This window comes from Peribacillus sp. P4_C12 (assembly GCF_056402095.1).
The window spans coordinates 1-3,823 of sequence record NZ_JBFUIB010000365.1; the positions used below are offsets into that span (position 1 = coordinate 1).

5 protein-coding genes are annotated in these 3,823 nt (G+C 35.0%); 4 read left to right on the forward strand and 1 reads right to left on the reverse strand.

Annotation, left to right across the window (positions count from 1 at the left end):
* Nucleotides 1-522: 522 nt before the first annotated feature.
* The 4 genes from AC1DUW_RS22995 (at nucleotide 523) to AC1DUW_RS23010 (ending at nucleotide 3,368) form a co-directional block, all read left to right on the forward strand.
* Nucleotides 523-741 (forward strand): hypothetical protein, encoded by a 219-nt coding sequence (locus AC1DUW_RS22995; RefSeq protein WP_477643548.1) that lies wholly within the window; start codon nucleotides 523-525, stop codon nucleotides 739-741.
* 111 nt (nucleotides 742-852) lie between these two features.
* A complete protein-coding gene (locus tag AC1DUW_RS23000) occupies nucleotides 853-1,419 on the forward strand; it encodes a hypothetical protein (RefSeq protein ID WP_053345464.1) in 567 nt (188 codons plus the stop codon).
* 700 nt (nucleotides 1,420-2,119) lie between these two features.
* Nucleotides 2,120-2,440, forward strand: coding sequence for a holin (locus tag AC1DUW_RS23005; protein WP_379147241.1), 321 nt, complete (start codon nucleotides 2,120-2,122; stop codon nucleotides 2,438-2,440).
* Between the two features lies 1 nt (nucleotide 2,441).
* A complete protein-coding gene (locus tag AC1DUW_RS23010; protein WP_053345465.1) occupies nucleotides 2,442-3,368 on the forward strand; it encodes a glycoside hydrolase family 25 protein in 927 nt (308 codons plus the stop codon).
* Between the two features lie 48 nt (nucleotides 3,369-3,416).
* Here the strand turns inward: AC1DUW_RS23010 and AC1DUW_RS23015 are convergent.
* The coding region (locus tag AC1DUW_RS23015) for a cupin domain-containing protein (RefSeq protein WP_477643549.1) at nucleotides 3,417-3,823 on the reverse strand (407 nt) is incomplete at its 5' end.

Here is a 3,823-nt window from a genome sequence, read left to right on the forward strand (position 1 = left end):
CCTATGTAAAAGATCTCTCCTACCTGAGTTGCAATAAATAATCTTTCAATTGAGTCACCCGGAAGTATTGCTGTTTTCAAAACAGTGGGTAAATTTATTTTACTTACAATGGGCCGTAAACTAACCTTAACTTTTATCAACTAACTTTACACTCCTTCTTATTGTTTTCTTTTTTAAGAATATGATTAGAGCTGTTCTATTAGAATCAAATTAGGGCCGGGGAATTTCGGGAATTTACTTAATAATATAAACATATATAGAACAATCTCTTTCTAAACATCTTCAATATGAATTTCAGCTTGAATCCGTATTTTTGTCGGTTGTCCTTCATAAATAACATCTAAGGTTCCAATTTCTTTTACTTCGTTATTTTCTTTCATTAAATAGTATTGATTTCGTCTTAACTAAAAACTGAATCCAATATTGAAGATGATAGCGTTTTAAAAAAAGTTCTCCCTCTTCAAGACCAAAATTCAATCCTGCTGCAAATGATGCTTCTTCGTAGTCATTTGTATTACTTTTTTGTTAACGATAAAAATAGCCGGACAAACGTTGGCTCGTTTTGAACGTCACAGTTCATCAAATATATTCGATTTTTCAACTCAACAGTCATTCGGCCATGTCGGTGAAAGGTTTATCGACCAAACCAGGGATATGGACTTTGTATCCGCGGAAAGAACTTTGGATTTAAAGTCGTACGAGTCAATCTTAAAACCGGCAAATGTTAGTAGGTATAAGTGATGTAATGATGGCGATTGCATAGATAAATGCGTTTTATGTGAAGTTTCTAATGTACCGAAAAAAGAATGGAGGAATAAAGCTTATGTGCTGTAAGAAGAGAAGGAGGAACTCATGAATTGGTTTAGCATTTTATCACATGAATCATACATGCTCCACCATTATTTTAAAACGTTCTCTTATTCTAAAAAGCTCGTATTAGCCGCCCTTTTTTCTGCACTTGCAGCTATCCTGCAGTCAACCGGAAACTTTCTCCCAGGGATCGGTTATTTAATCAGTCCTTTTGCCACTCTCCCTATCTTGATTTGTACCATTATATCTATTCCCTTTGGGCTTCAAAGTTATGTTTTAACGTTTCTTTTATTGATTCTGATCCAACCTGGCGAATCATTTGTTTTCCCGTTTACAACAGGGATAGTAGGTTTAGGACTTGGAATAGCTCTTCTTATTTTAAAAAGACGAATTGGCATCATAGTTTTTACGTCTATATTATTAATGGGTGGAATTTGTTTTCTTCTATATATTGTCCATTTCCCTGTTTTAGGACCAATCGCCAGTACATCTCTTTCATTAAAAGTTATAGGATTTATTTACATTTTTTCTTTTATATATAGCTGGGTATGGGTTGAATTAAGCAGGTTTATCTTTAAGAAATGGTATAAATTGATGGGGAAAAAATAGGTAAGCAAGTTTAGGGCGCATTGCCAGGAATAAGAAATGCGCTCTTTCTTTGTAAAGGTTCATATAGTTTAATAAGATGTTAGTCACAAAAGAATTTCTTGTAAACAAGTAAACTCATATTAGGATCATTTTCGCTACTCCGCTAACGGGCTCTTTAATGAAGTAACTAAAGCCTAATTTCTCGGTGTTAAAAGCGAGAAATTAGGCTTTATATATTTGGATTTCTTTACCGTTGTAAATCTGTATTTTCCTGATGTTACTCCCTTAGCGTATGTTTTCCGCATTTTGTTGGTAGGACCCGAATAGGAACAAACTGTGCGGTAACTAAAAAACTAAATCGCAACAAATTTCAAGTCGTCTCTAAATTTTGAATCGGCTTTTTATTATGCATTGAGCGTTCAAGGAGGTCATGTTTTGACAATTAAAATCGGTGTAATAATCGCAACTGCTAGTTTTATTATTGGTTTCTTTACATTTAACTGAAATAGGGACAAGGATGTTAAAAGTGATGCTACAGAATCGGCAATTATAAGAACAAAATTAGACAATATTGGTCAATCAGATGATTCAATTAGGATTGATTTTAAAGCTAGTGACCAACGTTGGACTGCATTGTCAAAGACAGTAATACGCATAGATAAAAGTACTAAACAGGCACATAAACGTATTGATCAAATCGAAAAAAAGGGAGAGATTTAAAATGGATAACGAAATCATGCAGCAAGTATTAATCATTACAACTATATTGGCTCCCATAGTCGCGGCCGTGGTTCAGGTCGTAAAGCACACAGTCAATTTACCAAACAACGCTTTACCTATACTAAGTCTAGTAATCGGGCTAGGGGTAGGTTCTGTTGCTTTTCCTTTCACAGATATGGATATTGTCTTAAGGTTATGGGCTGGTGCATTCGCTGGTCTTGGTGGAACAGGGCTTTATGAGTTAATAGCAAAAAGAGAAGGAACTTCAAAAAAAAGCTGCCCGTTGGGTGGCTATTCTTTTAAAAAAAGAGGAGGAGATTAATATGACAACTATAAAAGGAATTGATGTTTCACATTGGCAAGGTGTAATTAATTGGAACAAAGTCGCAAAAGATGGTGTGAAGTTTGTATTTATTAAAGCTACCGAGGGAACGAGTTATTCTAAGCTTTCCTACTTTAAAGAAAATGCTCCTAAAGCTTTGGCAGCGGGATTAAAAGTGGGGGCCTATCACTATGCTAAGTTTGCTACTGTAGCAGAAGCAAAGGCTGAGGCTGCGTATTTTATAGATTCTATCAGTTCTATTGGTTTAAATTACCCTGCTGTTCTTGACCTTGAAGAAAACAAAAAAAAGGCAAAGAAAAAGACACTAACTGACGCCGCTATTGCATTTTTAGAGGCCATTGAAGATGCAGGACATACTGCTATGTTATATACAGGTAAATCCTTTCTTGAGAATGCTTTAGATGAATCAAGATTGAAGAAGTATACTTTGTGGATTGCTCGATACAACAGCACATTGGGACGTAGCGCAGATATTTGGCAACATTCTGATTCAGGTAAAATAAATGGTATTAGCACAAAGGTAGATTTAAATGTAGCCGATAGGGATTTCACGGACACAGAAAATACTGTTAGCCCGCCCAATACATCCAGTACATCCACAACAACTTATACTGTAAAAAAAGGCGACACACTTAGCTTGATTGCAAAAAAATACAAAACAACAGTAAAAGCCCTAGTAAGTCTTAATGGAATTAAAGACCCAGGCAAAATTAATATCGGTCTGAAACTAAAAGTCACTGGATCAGTATCAACAAATAGTACAAAAAAATATCATACTGTTAAAAGTGGCGACACCGTATCAGCATTAGTTAAAAAATACGGAAGTTCCACAGCCCAAATTAAAAATTGGAATAGTTTAAAGAATATCGATAAAATTTATGTCGGACAAAATTTACGTGTGAAATAAGTAAAAGCCCTTCTCTTAATTGAGAGGGGACTTTTTAGTATTTAAGTCTTATAATTTAAAATTTTTACCATTTATATTGATTGCTATTTCTTCTTTTTTCTGATTTTGTTTTGGAGCTTCTTCTGGTTTTACACGACTTGTATTCGGTGTGTAAGTTTGGCGAGTTATAGGATGAGGTGGTCCAATTACGACTGATTCTTTAATTGGAGTTAATACATCGGCTATTTTTGTAGCATCAACACCATATGCTAGTTGGAAAACTTCTGGAGGTGTTAGTCGTAACGTATCAGAACCTTCTGCTGTTTCACGTTGGTCATTGTTAAAAAAGAGGTGGAGATGCAATTTTTCTGATTTAGGTATAATCCAATGCCACCAAGCCATCGGAATAAAAACAACTTGACCAGGTTTCACCATATAGGTATGCAATTTATTAGTATCTGGGTCAATAAGTGAGA

Excerpts from the sequence above, each read along its gene's own strand:
- AC1DUW_RS23000 (WP_053345464.1), top strand. The coding sequence starts at position 853 with ATGAATTGGTTTAGCATTTTATCACATGAATCATACATGCTCCACCAT.
- AC1DUW_RS23005 (WP_379147241.1), top strand. The coding sequence starts at position 2,120 with ATGGATAACGAAATCATGCAGCAAGTATTAATCATTACAACTATATTG.
- AC1DUW_RS23010 (WP_053345465.1), top strand. The coding sequence starts at position 2,442 with ATGACAACTATAAAAGGAATTGATGTTTCACATTGGCAAGGTGTAATT.